Source organism: Clostridium sp. AM58-1XD, from assembly GCF_003464085.1.
GTDB lineage: Bacteria > Bacillota > Clostridia > Lachnospirales > Lachnospiraceae > Lachnoclostridium_A.
Genome location: NZ_QSDR01000009.1, coordinates 58,498 through 74,713, shown reverse-complemented (window position 1 = coordinate 74,713; position 16,216 = coordinate 58,498). Strand labels below are relative to the sequence as shown.

Genomic DNA, 16,216 nt, shown 5'->3' with positions numbered 1-16,216 from the left:
AATAAATATGTATAATGAGGCAGGAACATTTTATGCTGGAGAGATGGAAGAACATTAAAAAAGATATCCGTGTTCGATATACGATTACTTTATTTGCAGTGATTATTTCCGCAGTTCTGCAGACGTATGTGATTCAGGCATTTATTAATCCTGCGGGACTGCTGTCCGGCGGATTTACTGGGATTGCCATACTGCTGGACCGTGTTGCAGAGCTTCTTGGATTCCACTTTTCCACATCGCTGGGCATGGTGCTCCTGAACCTTCCTGTAGCAATTCTCTGCAGCCGAAGTATTAATATGAAATTTACGGTGTTTTCCCTTGTTCAGGTATTGCTGACGAGTGCGCTCTTAAAAATATGCGATTTTCAGGTGATGTTTCAGGATCAGATCCTGAATGTACTGTTCGGAGGCGTGCTGATGGGATTTTCCATCGTGATCGCCCTTCGCGGCAACGCCTCTACAGGAGGAACCGATTTTATTGCACTTTACGTTTCCAATAAGACAGGAAAATCGATCTGGGGATACGTATTCGCGGGCAATGTGCTGATTCTCTCGATTTTCGGGCTGATTTTCGGCTGGAAGTATGCAGGCTATTCCATCCTGTTCCAGTTCGTGTCCACAAAGATCATATCGTCCTTCCACCACAGGTATGAGAGGGTGACGCTTCAGATTACTACCCGGAAGGCAGATGAAGTAATCCGGGCATATGTGGGGAAATTCAGGCATGGAATTTCCTGTGTGGAAGCAGTGGGCGGATACAGCAGGAAAAAGATGTACCTGCTCCATACGGTCGTCTCTTCTTATGAGGTGGCGGATATCGTACATCTGATCCATGAGACGGATGAAAATGCAATTATCAATGAGTTTAAGACGACTAATTTTTATGGGAAATTTATCAGGCGCCGATCGAGTAGGCGCCTGATTCTTTTGTTACATAGGAAAGTTCTCCGAATTATCCTATGTAACAAAAAAACCCTCCGGGCAGGATCGCCCTGCGGCGGTAAGGAATGATGTCGCTGAAGCGACCCTCCGCAGGCGGAGAATCCCGCGAGCGGGATTCTTTCTTAATTATTCAGATAGCGGAACAGGACTGTCAGCCTGTAGCTATGTTTAAAAGGCTGCAGGTCCGTCAGTACAGTTCATCATGCATTACGTTATTTCAAGAAGACCGCGTATGACTTCTCCTGCGATCATCAGGCCGGCGGCCGGAGGAACGAAGGAAATGCTGCCCGGAACGGCACGCTTACCAGGAGAAGCAATCTCTTCTGATGAGTGGGGTTTTAACGGCAGTTCTCTGGAATATAAGACCTTTAAAGATGGAATGCCTCTTGACTTCAGTTCCCTGCGCATGACACGGCACAGGGGACAGACAGAAGTTTCATAGATATCGGCGATCTCAAACATCTCCGGATGGAGCTTGTTGCCGGTGCCCATAGATGCGATGAGGGGGACGTGATGCGAAGAGGCATATTCTGCGATCGCAAGTTTGGCCGATACAGTGTCTATGGCATCTACGATATAGTCTGCCGGATCATGTTCCGGCCGGTTAAGGAACATCGCCGCCTCCTTAAGCAAATCTTCCAGGTTGTCCGCAAGGATAAAGGACTCAGATGTAAGAACCCTGGCTTTGGGATTGATCTCCAGGATGATTTCTTTCATGACTGCTGTCTTTTTCCGGCCGATTGTGGAATGGTAAGCAACAGCCTGCCGGTTCAGATTTGTGACGGCGACTTCGTCATTGTCCACGAGGACAAAGCTGCCGACGCCGCAGCGGGCCAGCGCTTCTATGCAATGAGAACCGACGCCTCCGACTCCGAATACGATGACAGAGGAGCGGAAAAGCTTTTCCATATTTTCCCTGCCAAGAAGGAGTTCGGTTCTGGAAAATTCATAATCCATCATACAACTCTCCATTACTCCATAAATTTGTTTTACAATTGTTCTATTTCTGTTCTATTCCTGCGGACGGGAATTCTGTTCGTCTAGGAGATCCTGGAGGGTGATGCCGTCTACGACGCCGTTGATAGCCGATTCCAGTTTCCTCCATACACTGACGGTAGCGCAGCAGGATGAGCGTCCGCACTGGTTCACCTCGTCTTCCAGACACGGTACGGGAGCAAGACTGCCTTCTGTAAGCCGTAGAATCATGCCTACCGTATACTCAGACGGGGCGCGGGAGAGGCGGTAACCCCCCTGGGAACCGCGTATGCTCTTAACATATCCCGCCCTGGTAAGGACGGTTACAATCTGTTCCAGGTATTTTTCAGAAATCTGCTGGCGTTCTGCAACCTGATTAATTTTCGTATATTCGTCGGGATGAAGAGCGAATTCCAGCATCATCCGCAGGGCGTACCGCCCTTTGGTGGATATTTTCATGAAAATCATGCTCCTTCCTATTATTCTTATCTGTTTAGTAGGATATAGAACCATTTTACACGATACCGATGTAAATGTAAAACAGTTTCGTAAGAAAATGTAAAAGATTTGTAATTTCATTTTGAATCCGTTTGTGATATTCTTTATTTAGACAATATTCTAAACGTCTAAATATACATCTGTTCGGATCGTGAAACTTCCTTCACAATCATGTGTCCGAAATTTTGCCGTCCGAAACAGCTGTATTAATATTAAGAAAACGAGGTGACACCATGGGATTTGGAGACAAATTTAAAGCACTGTCTGATCCTACGAGGCGGGAAATCCTGATGCTCCTGCGAAAAGGCCCCATGTCGGCTGGTGAAATAGGAGCCTGTTTTTCCATGACGGGTGCGACCGTTTCCCATCATCTGACCGTCCTGAAGGGCGCTGGAATCATAGATGATGAAAAACGTGGGAAGTATATATACTATACGCTGAATACTTCCGTAATCGATGATATTTTAAACTGGGTTCTGGAACTGAAAGGAGAAGAAGGACATGAAAAATAAGAAATTGAGAATTATAAATTATATGATGCCGGTTCTGGCTACAGCCGTTGTAGGGATAGTATATGGCAGCCTGCCTGCAGAAATACCTCTCCAGTGGAGCGTTGACGGGACGTGCTCCTACGGCTCAAAAATTCAGATCTGGATGATGGTAGGGATGATGGCTGTGCTGGCGGCTACATTTGACGTGCTTCCGCATATAGACCCGAAACGGAAGAATTATGAGAAATTCGGCCGCTTTTATGATGTTTTCTGCCTTTTGATCCAGGCTGTGATGATATTTGTCATTTCCATAGTAATCAGCGAATCGTTTCATCCGGGAAGAATTTCCGTGGGAAAGTGGACGAGCGTTGTGATCGGAGCACTTCTTATGGTGATCGGAAATTATATGCCTAAGATCAAAAGTAATTTCTATATGGGAATTAAGACGCCCTGGACGATTTCCAACGAAGAGATATGGAGAAAAACACACAGGCTGGGAGGAAAGATGATGTTCTGGGCAGGCCTCATTATGGCTGGTTCGATGTTCATTCTACCGGAACCTGCGGCATTTGCCTGGGGATCACGGCGGTGATGGCTTCGGCATTCGTTCCATGTATCGCCTCTTATCTGTGGTGGCGTAAATTATTTTAGTTTTACAATTATAGAAAATATGATATTATGTAGCTACAGGAAAAACGGATACGAAAGAAGGCGATGACTTGACACAGGGGGGAACGGCATCATCCCAGCAGGGCATGAATATGACGGAAGGGGTGATATGGAAACAGCTTCTGGCATTCTCCCTGCCGCTTCTTGTGGGCAATCTTTTTCAGCAGCTTTACAATACGGTGGATTCCATCGTGGTAGGAAACTTTGTAGGCAAGCAGGCCCTGGCGGCTGTAGGGACAAGCAATCCGATTATCAACCTGGTGATCGGCATGTTCCTCGGGACGGCGACGGGAGCCGGGGTTATTATTTCACAGTATTACGGAGCGGGAGACGATAAGAAGCTTTACTGGGCGGTTCATACGTGTATGGCCTTCAGCATCATCGGCGGGATTGTGCTTACGGCGGCGGGATATTTCCTGGCACCGGTGATTTTGCGGTGGGTGAAGACTCCGGCAGATGTGCTGGACAGCTCCATCCTTTATTTTCAGATATTTTTCTGCGGTTCCCTGTTTAATCTGGTCTATAACATGGGCGCAGGAATCCTGCGCGCGGTGGGGGATTCCAAGAGACCGCTGTACTATTTGTGTGTGTCTTCTGTTGTAAATATCATTCTGGACCTCGTATTTGTAATCTGGTTCCGGATGGGGATAAGCGGTGTAGGTTATGCGACGGTCATTGCCCAGGCTGTTTCCGCAGTTCTGGTGATGAGGGCTCTTGTCAGATCACAGGGCCCTTACCGGGTCGTGCTGTCGCAGATTAAAATCGACAGGCGCATGATGAGGCGGATTCTGGCAATCGGTCTTCCCAGCGGCCTGCAGCAATCCATTATCAGCCTTTCCAACGTAATCGTCCAGGCAAACGTCAATGTCTTCGGCTCTGCGGCCGTGGCTGGATACGGGGCTTATTCCAAGGTAGACGGCTTCGTGCTCCTGCCCCTTCAGAGTACGTGTATGGCTGCGACCACCTTTACGGGACAGAACATCGGGGCCGGCAGGGTCGACCGGGTAAAGAAGGGAATTATTCAGAATATTATTATAAGCGCGTCCTATACGCTGGCTGTTTCCATAGCCCTTTATTTCGGAGGCAGGCAGATTATCGGCATTTTTACAGACGACGTGGAAATCATTGAATACGGCTGTAAAACCATAAGGATTATTTTGGCGTTTTATGTGACTATGGCTGTACATCAGGTGCTCATGGGAGCGTACCGCGGAGCGGGAAGAACTTTTGCAGCCATGATGATCGGAATTGGGAATATGTGCGTGCTGCGCATGATATATATTAATTTCTTAGTACCTCATTTTCCAAGCTATGAAGCGGTTATGTGGTGTTACCCGATTACATGGATCACCACGGTGCTCATGGATTTCGTATACTGCTGGAAAGTGCACTGGCTTCCGAAAACGGAGGATGGCATGAGGGAACAAACAATACAGAGCAGGAGTTAATCATATGAAAGACGGTTTTATAAAAGTTGCTGCGGCAACTCCGAAAGTTAAAGTGGCCGATCCTTCCTGGAACAGGGAACAGATCAGCATAATGATGAAAGAAGGGCAGGAAAGGCATGTCAAGATTATGGTGTTTCCGGAGCTGGCCCTGACGGCATATACATGCGGAGATCTGTTCGGACAGAAGGCGCTGATCAGAAAGGCAAGAGAGGAGCTGCTTTTGCTGGCGGCAGAGACGAAAGGTTCCGATATGATATCGTTTGTAGGCCTTCCATGGGAAGAAAACGGCAAGCTGTACAACGTGGCGGCAGCCTTGCAGGACGGAGAAGTCCTCGGGCTTGTGACGAAGCGCAACCTTCCGAATTACGGAGAATTCTATGAGGCCAGAAATTTCGAGTCGGGAGAGGGAAAAGTCAGGCTGGTCAGCTGCGGCGCAGGAAAAGTACCTTTTGGCGGCAATATCCTTTTTACGTGCAGGGAAATACCCGATCTAGTGATCGGTGCGGAAATCTGCGAGGACGTATGGGTGGCATGTCCGCCCAGTATCGCTCATGCCCAGGCGGGAGCTACAGTGATTGTCAACTGCTCGGCAAGCGATGAGACCACGGGAAAGAGCAGCTACCGGGATACTCTGATCTGGGGGCAGTCCGCGAGGCTGGTATGTGCCTATGTTTATGCCAATGCAGGTGACGGTGAGTCCACACAGGATCTTGTTTTCGGCGGCCACAATATCATTGCGGAGAATGGAACGTGCCTCTCTGAATCGAAGCGGTTTGAGACGGGCATTCTGACGGCTGATATCGATCTGGAACGGATTGAATCAGAAAGACGGAAAATGAGCACATTTAAGATAAAGGGCAGGGAAGAATACTGGATGGCAGAATTTTCCCTCCATGTGGAAGATACAGTGCTGGAGCGGTTTATCGATCCGGCCCCCTTCGTGCCGGACAATCCGGCTGAACGGTCAAAACGATGTGAGGAAATTCTTTCCATCCAGGCGATGGGACTGAAAAAGCGGCTGGAGCACACCGGATGCAAAACTGCTGTTCTCGGGCTTTCGGGGGGACTCGATTCCACCCTGGCCCTCCTTGTGACAGCCAGAGCCTTCGACCTCTGCGCCATTCCCAGAGATCAGATTTTATGTGTTACCATGCCCTGTTTCGGAACGACGGACAGGACATATCAGAATGCATGTGTCATGGCCGAAAAGACGGGTGCCAGACTGCAGGAGGTGGATATCAGAGAAGCCGTTACCCTGCATTTTAAGGATATCGGACACGATATGTCAAACCATGATGTCACATATGAGAATTCCCAGGCCAGAGAACGGACGCAGGTACTCATGGATATAGCCAATCAGATGGGCGGAATGGTCATCGGCACCGGAGATATGTCGGAACTGGCTCTTGGATGGGCGACGTACAATGGAGATCACATGTCCATGTACGGGGTCAACGCATCGGTTCCAAAAACACTGGTACGCCATCTCGTCCGCTACTTTGCAGATACATGCGGAGAGAAGGAACTGGCTGCGGTACTGATGGACGTACTGGATACGCCGGTGAGCCCGGAACTGCTTCCGCCGGAGGACGGCGATATTTCGCAGAAAACAGAGGACCTGGTGGGACCATATGAGCTTCACGACTTTTTCCTCTATCAGATACTGAGGTACGGCTATACGCCGTCTAAAGTCTATCGCCTGGCGCGGACAGCCTTTGACGGTTTATATGAGAAGGAAACGGTTCTGAAATGGCTGAAGGTGTTTTACCGCCGCTTCTTCACACAGCAGTTTAAGCGTTCCTGTCTGCCGGACGGACCAAAGGTTGGTTCGGTGGCAGTCTCACCGAGAGGTGACCTGCGCATGCCAAGCGACGCATCGGGAAGGCTCTGGATGGAGGAAGTGGAAGAACTGGAGAAATAACGGAGAAAAGATAAGCATATGATAACGAGTACAGCAAACAGTCAGGTAAAGCAGGTAAATGCGCTGGCAAAGAAAGCAAAGCTCAGAAAAGAAACAGGGCTTTTCCTGGCGGAAGGCCCGAAGATGTTTGAAGAGGCCCCAAAAGAATGGATCGAAAAGGTATATGTTTCAGAGAGCTTTCTGAAAAACCACGAATCGGTTGTCTCAGGATACAGGTATGAGACGGTCTCCGGAGAAGTGATGAAGTACATGGCCGATACGCAGACGCCTCAGGGAATCCTGGCGCTGGTCCGGCAGCCTTCCTGGAAAATGGAAGATCTGATACGGAGAAAGCAGACCGGTCCGGCTCTTGTCATCGTATTGGAGACGCTTCAGGATCCGGGAAATCTCGGTACGATTATCCGGGCAGGAGAAGGGGCAGGAGTTACAGGAGTTGTGATGAACCGGGAAACGGCGGATATATTCAGCCCAAAGGTAATCCGTTCCACGATGGGAGCAGTTTACCGTGTCCCGTTTATCTATACAGATGATCTGAAAGAAACGGTGAATTCCATGAAAAGAGAAGGAATTCGCTTCTATGCAGCCCATTTAAGGGGAAAGAGCGACTATGACGAGGGAAATTATGCGGCGGATTCAGCGTTTATGATCGGCAATGAGGCAAAAGGGCTTTCGGAAGAAGCCGCTGATTTGGCGGACTGCTGCATAAAAATACCGATGTTGGGAAAAGTAGAATCCCTGAATGCGGCTGTAGCGGCTTCCGTTTTAATGTTTGAAGCCGCAAGGCAGAGAAGGAGGAGGTAGCAGATGACGACCATTTACTGGCTGATTGGTTTTGTAATCTTAGTCGGCATTGAAGCGGCTACAATGGCCCTAACGACCATATGGTTTGCAGGCGGCGCGCTGGCAGCATTTTTCTGTTCCCTGGCGGGAGCAGGCATTAAGGTCCAGCTTTCCGTATTTGTGGCAGTATCATTTATCCTTTTGTTTTTTACAAGGCCGTTCGCTGCAAAGTATATTAACCGGGATACGCCTAAGACAAATGCCGACAGCCTTGTGGGAAGAAAGGCAAAGGTCACGGCGGACATTGACAATGACGCCGGAACAGGAACAGCCGTAGTGGATGGCCAGGAATGGACGGCCAGGGCTGCGGACCCGATGAAGAAGTACAAAGCCGGAGACATGGTGAAGATCATGGAAATCAAAGGCGTGAAACTGATGGTAGCTGATTTGACAGATCAAGGAGGAAAAGAAAGATTATGATGGGATTTTTTGGAGTAATTGTTTTATTTATTATTGTTTTGATACTGTTGGCTTCCTGCATAAAAATTGTTCCGCAGGCGCATGCCATCGTCGTGGAAAGACTGGGAGCATATCTGGCGACATGGCCGGTAGGACTGCACTTTAAAATGCCGTTTATCGACAGGGTAGCAAAGCGGGTGGTTCTGAAGGAGCAGGTTGTAGATTTTGCTCCGCAGCCTGTTATTACGAAGGACAATGTCACCATGCGAATTGACACGGTTGTATTTTTCCAGATTACAGATCCAAAATTGTATGCATACGGCGTCGAAAATCCAATCATGGCCATTGAAAATCTGACGGCTACAACGCTTCGTAATATTATCGGTGACCTGGAACTGGATCAGACACTCACTTCCAGAGAGACGATCAACACGAAGATGAGGGCTTCGCTCGATATGGCAACAGATCCATGGGGAATTAAGGTAAACCGTGTAGAGCTGAAAAATATCATTCCTCCGTCGGCAATTCAGGATGCAATGGAGAAGCAGATGAAGGCGGAGCGTGAAAGACGAGAGGCGATCCTGATTGCGGAAGGCCAGAAGAAGTCTACCATCCTTGTGGCAGAAGGTAAGAAAGAATCGGCAATCCTCGACGCGGAAGCGGAGAAACAGGCGGCGATCCTTCATGCAGAGGCAGAGAAAGAAAAGCGGATTAAAGAGGCGGAAGGCCAGGCAGAAGCGATTCTGAAGATTCAGCAGGCGAACGCAGACGGTATCCGTATGATTAAAGAGGCGGGAGCGGACAGCGCCGTTCTTCAGATCAAGAGCCTGGAAGCATTTGCAAAGGCTGCGGACGGTAAGGCCACGAAAATCATTATTCCTTCCGATATTCAGGGAATTGCAGGCCTTGTGAAGACAATCGCAGAAGTAGGCGGAAAAGACGATCCGCAGTAGACCGGCCGATTTAAGAAGCAGATTATAAAAATATTCGATTCATTAAGATAAAAGGAAAGAGGGTAATCATCATGAACTTAAAGGGCAGAAATTTTATAACACTGAAGGATTATACGCCGGAGGAAATTGAATATCTGATCGAACTGGCAGCAAAGCTGAAGGCTGACAAGAAGAAGGGCATTACGGGCAGTTCCCTGAAGGGAAAAAATATTGCGCTGATCTTCGAAAAGCCGTCAACGAGAACGCGGTGTTCCTTTGTAGTTGCATGCGTGGACGAGGGCGGCCATCCGGAATATCTGGGAAAGGATGATATCCAGCTGGGCCATAAGGAGAGCGTGGAAGATACGGCGCGCGTTATGGGAAGGCTTTTTGACGGCATCGAATTCCGCGGCTTTAAGCACAGCACCGTAGAGGCGCTGGCCGAATATGCAGGCGTCCCTGTGTGGAACGGCCTGACTGATGATTACCATCCGACACAGATTCTGGCTGATCTGCTCACCTTGAAAGAACATTACAAATATCTAAAGGGCCTGAATTTCGTTTATGCAGGGGACGGACGCAACAATATGGCCAACAGCCTTATGATCGGCTGCAGCAAGGTAGGCGTTAACTTTACCATTCTGGCGCCTAAGTCCCTGTGGCCGAAGGAGGAGCTGGTAAACCTTTGCAGAGGTTATGCAAAAGCGGCAGGAAGTACGGTTGCAATCAGTGACGATATCGATGATGTAAAGGGAGCAGATGCCATTTATACGGACGTGTGGTGTTCCATGGGAGAAGAGGATAAGGCTGCGGAGCGTGTGGCTCTTTTAAAACCGTTCCAGGTGAATGCAGAATTGATGGCCAGAACGGGAAAGGATACGACTATCTTCATGCACTGTTTGCCGGCAGTTAAGGGAAATGAAGTAACAGAAGAAGTATTTGAATCGAAAGCTTCCGTAGTATTTGACGAAGCGGAAAACCGTATGCATACCATAAAAGCAGTCATGGTTGCTACGTTGGGAGATCAGTAATGTTTGTTCAGGATAAGAAAAAAAATCCCAGGAATACGACGATGTTTCTGGATATCCTGCATATTGTCATTGGAGCCGTAATCGTTATCCTGGCAGTGATTTCGTTTCTGAATCCGGAAGATCACATGGTCATGTTCCCGGCGATTTTTTTGCTGGGAGCGGTTCTGAATCTCACGACCGGCGTTTGCCATATAAAAGGCGGAGGCCATGACAAGCGGTCCAGAAGAGGCGGCTATGCGCAGATATCCGTCGGCATGCTGCTCATTATCATCAGCATTGTGAGTGCTGTCAGCATTTGGGGGTGATGGCTTGAAAACAGAGATATTAAAACTTTTAAGGGAGACGGACGGATATGTATCAGGACAGGAGCTGTGTGAGCATTTCCAGGTTTCCAGGACAGCCGTGTGGAAAGTCATCAACCAGCTGAAGGAGGAAGGCTATCAGATTGAAGCCGTCAGAAACAGAGGGTATCATCTGCTGGAAGCGGCTGATGTCATGACGGAAGCGGAATTGGAAAGCAGGATGAAAGGCCAGTGGGCAGGAAGAAATCTCGTCTATTATCAGGAAACGGATTCGACGAATGACAGAGGAAAGAAGCTGGCCGAGGATGGATGCCCCCACGGTACGCTCGTAGTGGCCGACTGCCAGAACGCGGGAAAAGGAAGGCGTGGAAGAAACTGGACGTCTCCCTCCGGAGAGGCCGTTTACATGAGCCTTGTGCTTCGTCCGGAGATTCTTCCGTCCTGCGCTTCAATGGTGACGCTAGTAGCGGCTATGGCGGTAGCGGAAGGAATTCGTCAGGTTACCGGCCTTGATCCGATGATTAAATGGCCCAATGACATCGTGGTAAATGGAAAAAAAATATGCGGCATTCTGACAGAGATGAGCGCTGAAATGGACTGTATCCATTACGTCGTAATCGGGATCGGAATCAATGTAAATCAGAAAGAATTTCCGGAGGATATCCGTGATAAGGCGACTTCTCTGCTGCTGGAAAAGAAAGAGAGCCTTTCGCGGAGCGAGATCGCCGCGGCGGTCATGGAATCATTTGAGGAATTTTACAGCCGCTATGAGAAAACGGGAGATCTGACCCTGCTTATGGAGGATTATAACAGGATGCTGGTCAATACCGGCAAAGAAGTGCTTATTATGGCGCCGTCCGGAAATTATTCCGGAACTTCCCAGGGCATTGATCGAAACGGAGAACTCCTGGTTCAGATGGACGATGGTTCCGTACGCAGGGTGATATCCGGAGAAGTCTCAGTCAGAGGGATTTATGGCTATGTGTGATATTCGCAGGAAAAGTGACGTCATGGAAGGGATTACGGCCGGCCTGTACGACAGGATCCAGGTGCTTGCCGAAGATTCTTTTACGGCAGAAGACAGGCTGCGGGCGATGGAAAAACCTCTGCTGGCCTGGTACAAAGAACATGCGCGAGTTCTGCCTTGGAGGGAGAATCCCCAGGCTTACCGCGTATGGATATCGGAAATCATGCTGCAGCAGACCAGGGTAGAAGCAGTGAAACCATATTTCGAACGGTTTATGAAGGAACTGCCTGCGGTTAGGAATCTGGCAGAAGTGGAAGACGACCGGCTGATGAAACTGTGGGAAGGCCTGGGATATTACAGCCGGGCCAGAAATTTAAAAAAAGCGGCAATTGAAATAATGGGGCGCTACGGCGGAGAAATCCCGTCTTCTTATGAAGAATTAATAAAACTTCCTGGGATCGGAAGCTATACGGCGGGAGCGGTAGCGTCAATCGCCTATGGAATACCTGTCCCGGCTGTGGACGGCAACGTCCTCCGGGTGGTCTCCAGAGTGACTGGGAGCAGAGAAGATATTGCGAAACAGTCGGTGAAAAAGAAAATTGAAGAAATGATCGGGAAGGTTATGCCGCCCCATTCCGTTTCTTCCTATAACCAGGGCCTTATTGAGATTGGAGCTGTCGTCTGTGTTCCGAACGGCGAACCGCACTGTAAAGAATGTCCTCTGCTTTCCGTATGCGAAGCTGCTGAAAAGGGACTTACGGGAGAGATTCCGGTAAAGACGGGAAAAAAGGCCAGAAAAATCGAAGAGATGACCGTTTGCCTGATCGAATGGGAAGGAAAGTATGGAATACGAAAAAGGAGCAGTCAGGGACTTCTCGCTTCTCTCTACGAACTGCCGAATACAGGAGGATACCCGGAAGGAAATGAACTTCTTAAGGGATTCGGCCTGGATGAAGAAACAGCGGTCATTACGGAGAGGCTGCCGGACGCAAAGCATATATTCTCCCATGTGGAATGGCATATGAGAGGGTATAGGATCGAAATATCAGGCAGAAAGCCGAATGGCTTTATTTTTGCAGATAAAGACGAGCTGAAAACAGAATACCCCCTGCCAAATGCATTGCAGGTATATGAAACTGATAAAATGAAAATAATGAGATGGTGAAGGCATGAAAAAACTCTTATTTATCGTCAATCCCCGCTCCGGGAAGGGAAAGATACGCAGCAAAATGCTAGAAATTCTGGATATCTTCATCAAAGCAGGCTATGAGGTGCGGGTTTACATTACCCAGCAGCCCCTGGATGCCAAAAATGTGGCTGCCCAGAAGGGAAGAAAAATGGATCTGATTGTCTGCAGCGGAGGCGATGGGACGCTCAATGAAACGGTTTCCGGTCTCATGGAACTAAAGGATCCGCCGCCGCTCGGATATATTCCCGCCGGTTCGACCAATGACTATGGTACGAGCCTGAATATTCCCAAACAGATGCTTCAGGCCGCAAAAGTTGCCGTCACAGGCGAGAATCAGATGGCAGACGTTGGAAAATTCTGTGATGAGAAGTATTTCGTCTATATAGCAGGCTTCGGAGCGTTTACAGAAGTCTCCTATCTCACGCCTCAGGATAAGAAAAATGTTCTGGGCCATCAGGCTATATGATCGAAGCCGTTAAGAGGCTGGCCGCTCTGAAAAGCTATCACATGAAAGTAGAATGGGATGGGGCGGAGGAAGACGGGACGGAAGGCGGAGAACTGGAGGGAGATTTCCTGTTCGGGATGGTGACAAATGCGATCAGCGTAGGTGGCTTCAAAGGCCTTGTTAAAGAAGAGGTAAAACTGGATGACGGTATTTTCGAAGGACTGTTCATCCGCATGCCGAAGACTCCGCTGGAGTTAAGCAATATTGTTTCATATCTGCTTGTCCATGACGGAAAGGAAAACGAATGTGTGAAACGGATTCGTTCCGGAAGAATCCGCGTACACAGCGAAGAGCCGGTCGACTGGGTCCTGGACGGTGAATTCGGAGGTACAAAGACGGATGTGATCATTGAAAATCTTCGTGAAAAGATAGAAATTCGCAGAATTCCGCTAAAAAAGCGCTAAAACATGTTGAAATCTGTAATTCAGTGTTATATAATGACTCAATGTGTAGATTTCTATGCGAAAGGACGTTAACGAGTGGGAAAAGAAAGTAATGAAGTTGTTAACAACAACAAAAATGTGTTTCTGGAAAAGCTTCACAAGCTTGTAGAGCTGGCGCGGACGAAGCATAATGCGCTGGATGTGACGGAAATCAATGATTTCTTCGCAGGTGCACAGCTGTCTCCCGAACAAATGGACAACATTTATACTTACCTGGAGAACCATAACATCGATGTGGTTCCGGTAATTGACGATGCCATACTGGCAGAAGAGCCATTGATTCTGGAAGATGTGGACGAGGACGGCTTTATCAAGGAAGCGGAAGCAGAAGAAGACATTGACCTGGACGCCATCGATTTGCTGGAAGGAATAGGAACAGAAGACCCGGTCCGCATGTATTTGAAGGAAATCGGGACTGTACCGCTGCTGTCGGCAGATGAAGAACTGGAACTGGCAAGACGAAAGGCAGAAGGGGAAGAGTATGCAAAGGAACGCCTGATTGAAGCAAACTTAAGGCTGGTAGTCAGCATTGCAAAACGATATACCGGCAGAGGCATGAGTTTCCTTGATCTGGTGCAGGAGGGAAATCTCGGCCTTATTAAGGGTGTCGAAAAATTTGACTACACAAAAGGATATAAACTGAGTACATATGCGACTTGGTGGATTCGTCAGTCCGTGACGAGGGCGTTGGCCGATCAGGCAAGGACGATCCGTGTACCGGTGCATATGGTTGAAACGATTAATAAGATGTCCAAAATGCAGAGAAAACTTACGCTTGAACTGGGGTATGAACCATCGGTAGCCGAACTGGCCGGCGCACTGGACATGACAGAGGATAAGGTCATGGAAATTATGCAGATTGCGCGGGAACCGGCGTCTCTTGAAACTCCTATCGGTGAAGAAGACGATTCCAACCTGGGGGATTTTGTCGCAGACAACAATGTGGTCACTCCGGAAGGCAATGTGGAATCCGTCATGCTCCGGGAGCATATCGATGCGCTTCTCGGCGATCTGAAAGAGAGGGAAAGACAAGTGATTGTCCTTCGATTTGGGCTGGAGGACGGCCATCCCAGAACGCTGGAAGAGGTGGGCAAGGAATTCAATGTAACGAGAGAGCGTATCCGCCAGATTGAGGCAAAGGCTCTAAGAAAGCTGAGAAATCCTGTCAGAAGTAAACGTATAAGAGATTTCCTGTAGGAAAAGGGAGAGATGCCCTGTTTTATTCCGCGGCAGCCGCCGGGTAAAACAGAGCATCTTTTTTCATTACATAGGAAAGACCTTGTTATTGTAAAGTGATAAAGCGTATGATTTCCTAGAAAGCAAAAACGCTCCGCTATGGATGCGCACTCGCGCAAAAGGAATGATGTCGCTAATGCGGATTCCTTTTGCAACACCCCCTTTATTCTATTTCATACATTTCATGCAAACGGAGGATTCGATGAACCGGAGAAATTATCAGAAAGAACTGGATCGTACAATTGAAGAGAACCAGAGGCAGGGACGCATACCGCGCCTTCTCATTCACAGCTGCTGCGCACCGTGCAGCAGTTATGTTCTGGAGTACCTGTCTGAGTATTTTGACATTACCGTATACTACTACAATCCCAATATATATCCAGGCAGGGAGTACCATAAGCGCGTGAAGGAGCAGGAAATGCTGATCCGCTCTATTCCTCATAAAAATCCGATTCATCTGGTCGAAGGAGCATTTGAACCGGAAGAGTTTTACAGCGTTGTCCGCGGCCATGAGAATGACAGAGAGGGAGGGGAACGCTGCTTTCTCTGCTACCGTCTCCGCCTCTCTGAGGCTGCAAAAGTTGCAGCAGCAGGTAAATACGATTATTTTACTACAACATTGTCCATAAGCCCGCTTAAAAATGCGGATAAACTGAATGAAATCGGTGAAGAACTGGCGGAGGAATTCGGTGTGGCATACCTGTCCTCTGATTTTAAAAAGAGAAACGGTTATAAGCGTTCTGTGGAGCTTTCTGAAAAATACGGACTGTACCGCCAGGACTACTGCGGCTGCGTATTTTCCAGAAGGGAAAGGGCCCCTGAAGCACTTGACACCAATAGTCGTTTGTAATAAAATTTAAGATAACAATTCCGGACGGCGGGTGTGAGGGCGGCATGCGGAGTCAAGCTGGCTTGTAAGCAGCAGGCCGCCCTCACACCCTCATCGGAGGAATCTCCGATGCTTCCTGCATGACAAAAGGCCATGCAGGAAGATAAGCCGTCCAGGAAAAAGGAGAGGTGAATATGGTATCAAAGAATCTGACTGTTGTAAATCCGTCAGGGCTGCATTTAAGGCCTGCCGGGGTACTGGCCCAGACATCCATGAGGTATAAAAGCAACATCGTCATTGAATGTGGTGATACGAGGGTAGTAGCGAAGAATGTGATCAATGTCATGGGGGCAAGAATCAAACAGGGAGCCAGAATCCGTCTGATGTGTAGCGGAGTGGATGAAGAAGAGGCGCTGAAAGCCGTTTCTGAAGCGATTGAAAGCGGACTTGGTGAGAATATTGAAACAGAATGAGAGCCTCATGGCTCTCTTTCTTATTTTCCGGAAAAGACCTTGTTCTTATAAGGGGTTAAAGTGCTTGATACCTAGATAGGAAAAAGCGTTCCGCTATGGACAGCGCGCCCCGCATGATCGGGTAGGC

At 48.6% G+C, this 16,216-nt stretch carries 19 protein-coding genes; 17 read left to right on the top strand and 2 right to left on the bottom strand.

The annotated features are described in order from the left end of the window. Positions 1-32: 32 nt before the first annotated feature. A complete protein-coding gene (locus DXA13_RS07400; RefSeq protein ID WP_118243089.1) occupies positions 33-1,010 on the top strand; it encodes a YitT family protein in 978 nt (325 codons plus the stop codon). Between the two features lie 138 nt (positions 1,011-1,148). Here the strand turns inward: DXA13_RS07400 and DXA13_RS07395 are convergent, their stop codons facing one another. Then, entirely contained in the window at positions 1,149-1,898 is a 750-nt protein-coding gene (locus DXA13_RS07395; RefSeq protein ID WP_118242976.1) for a tRNA threonylcarbamoyladenosine dehydratase, read from the bottom strand. A gap of 54 nt (positions 1,899-1,952) precedes the next feature. Next, positions 1,953-2,375 carry an RrF2 family transcriptional regulator gene (locus tag DXA13_RS07390; protein WP_118243087.1) on the bottom strand — a complete coding sequence of 141 codons (423 nt, stop codon included), beginning with the start codon at positions 2,373-2,375 and terminating at the stop codon, positions 1,953-1,955. Between the two features lie 272 nt (positions 2,376-2,647). On the opposite strand from DXA13_RS07390, the gene DXA13_RS07385 reads away from it, so the two are divergent. The 16 genes from DXA13_RS07385 (at position 2,648) to DXA13_RS07315 (ending at position 16,089) form a co-directional block, all read left to right on the top strand. After that, complete coding sequence (locus tag DXA13_RS07385) at positions 2,648-2,926, top strand: autorepressor SdpR family transcription factor (RefSeq protein ID WP_118242973.1); 279 nt, start codon at positions 2,648-2,650, stop codon at positions 2,924-2,926. Next, positions 2,916-3,497 carry an SdpI family protein gene (locus DXA13_RS07380; protein ID WP_118242971.1) on the top strand — a complete coding sequence of 194 codons (582 nt, stop codon included), beginning with the start codon at positions 2,916-2,918 and terminating at the stop codon, positions 3,495-3,497. The genes DXA13_RS07385 and DXA13_RS07380 overlap by 11 nt, the downstream gene beginning before the upstream one ends. A 127-nt stretch (positions 3,498-3,624) precedes the next feature. After that, positions 3,625-5,022: an MATE family efflux transporter gene (locus DXA13_RS07375; protein WP_347559752.1), complete on the top strand. Its 1,398-nt coding sequence runs from the start codon at positions 3,625-3,627 to the stop codon at positions 5,020-5,022. Positions 5,023-5,026: 4 nt separating this feature from the next. Then, complete coding sequence (locus DXA13_RS07370) at positions 5,027-6,943, top strand: NAD(+) synthase (protein ID WP_118242968.1); 1,917 nt, start codon at positions 5,027-5,029, stop codon at positions 6,941-6,943. An 18-nt stretch (positions 6,944-6,961) separates the two neighbouring features. Further along, entirely contained in the window at positions 6,962-7,744 is a 783-nt protein-coding gene (locus tag DXA13_RS07365) for an RNA methyltransferase (RefSeq protein WP_118242965.1), read from the top strand. A 3-nt stretch (positions 7,745-7,747) separates the two neighbouring features. Continuing rightward, entirely contained in the window at positions 7,748-8,203 is a 456-nt protein-coding gene (locus tag DXA13_RS07360; protein WP_118242963.1) for an NfeD family protein, read from the top strand. Next, positions 8,203-9,135 (top strand): SPFH domain-containing protein, encoded by a 933-nt coding sequence (locus DXA13_RS07355; RefSeq protein ID WP_118243083.1) that lies wholly within the window; start codon positions 8,203-8,205, stop codon positions 9,133-9,135. Before DXA13_RS07360 ends, DXA13_RS07355 begins: the two co-directional genes overlap by 1 nt. Before the next feature lie 71 nt (positions 9,136-9,206). Continuing rightward, positions 9,207-10,145 carry an ornithine carbamoyltransferase gene (argF, locus tag DXA13_RS07350; RefSeq protein WP_118242961.1) on the top strand — a complete coding sequence of 313 codons (939 nt, stop codon included), beginning with the start codon at positions 9,207-9,209 and terminating at the stop codon, positions 10,143-10,145. Beyond that, positions 10,145-10,450, top strand: a complete 306-nt coding sequence (locus tag DXA13_RS07345) for a DUF6637 family protein (RefSeq protein ID WP_118242958.1) — start codon at positions 10,145-10,147, stop codon at positions 10,448-10,450. The genes argF and DXA13_RS07345 overlap by 1 nt, the downstream gene beginning before the upstream one ends. Positions 10,451-10,454: 4 nt before the next feature. Next, on the top strand, positions 10,455-11,435 hold the full coding sequence (locus tag DXA13_RS07340; protein WP_118242956.1) for a biotin--[acetyl-CoA-carboxylase] ligase: 981 nt from the start codon (positions 10,455-10,457) through the stop codon (positions 11,433-11,435). Continuing rightward, entirely contained in the window at positions 11,422-12,579 is a 1,158-nt protein-coding gene (gene mutY, locus DXA13_RS07335; protein WP_347559751.1) for an A/G-specific adenine glycosylase, read from the top strand. Before DXA13_RS07340 ends, mutY begins: the two co-directional genes overlap by 14 nt. Positions 12,580-12,583: 4 nt before the next feature. Beyond that, positions 12,584-13,069 (top strand): YegS/Rv2252/BmrU family lipid kinase, encoded by a 486-nt coding sequence (locus tag DXA13_RS22905; RefSeq protein WP_347559750.1) that lies wholly within the window; start codon positions 12,584-12,586, stop codon positions 13,067-13,069. Then, positions 13,066-13,512 (top strand): hypothetical protein, encoded by a 447-nt coding sequence (locus tag DXA13_RS22900; protein WP_347559749.1) that lies wholly within the window; start codon positions 13,066-13,068, stop codon positions 13,510-13,512. Before DXA13_RS22905 ends, DXA13_RS22900 begins: the two co-directional genes overlap by 4 nt. Positions 13,513-13,587: 75 nt before the next feature. Beyond that, positions 13,588-14,748 carry an RNA polymerase sigma factor RpoD gene (gene rpoD / locus DXA13_RS07325; RefSeq protein ID WP_118242951.1) on the top strand — a complete coding sequence of 387 codons (1,161 nt, stop codon included), beginning with the start codon at positions 13,588-13,590 and terminating at the stop codon, positions 14,746-14,748. Positions 14,749-14,989: 241 nt separating this feature from the next. After that, a complete protein-coding gene (locus tag DXA13_RS07320) occupies positions 14,990-15,637 on the top strand; it encodes an epoxyqueuosine reductase QueH (protein WP_118242949.1) in 648 nt (215 codons plus the stop codon). Positions 15,638-15,810: 173 nt separating this feature from the next. Next, on the top strand, positions 15,811-16,089 hold the full coding sequence (locus DXA13_RS07315) for an HPr family phosphocarrier protein (protein ID WP_118242947.1): 279 nt from the start codon (positions 15,811-15,813) through the stop codon (positions 16,087-16,089). Positions 16,090-16,216 lie beyond the last annotated feature (127 nt).